Raw genomic sequence first — 242 nt, forward strand, 5'->3', positions numbered from 1 at the left:
CTTTAGGTAATGATGCAGCTATTGCCAAAGAAGCTGCCAACGTTCTTAAAACTCAGGTTTTCCTTTATGAAGCAGATACGAACCGTCTGAAAGAAGCATTCAACAGCGGAAACGAAATTGCAAAAGAAATCCTTGAAAGCTACGCAAAAGCTGAATTCTTCACTAAACTTCCTGAAGTTGCTGAAGAAATTAAAGTAGTTACTTATATTGCTGGTGAAGGAGATATTTCTACAGATTTACTT

General features: G+C 36.8%; 1 protein-coding gene. It reads left to right on the top strand.

Going from position 1 to position 242, the window contains the following annotated elements; all coding sequences use genetic code 11:
- A partial coding sequence (locus GB932_RS22035) for an aconitate B (protein ID WP_156758918.1) occupies positions 1 to 242 on the top strand: 242 nt, incomplete at both ends.

This window comes from Microbacterium karelineae (genome assembly GCF_009745985.1).
Taxonomy (GTDB): domain Bacteria; phylum Actinomycetota; class Actinomycetes; order Actinomycetales; family Microbacteriaceae; genus Microbacterium; species Microbacterium karelineae.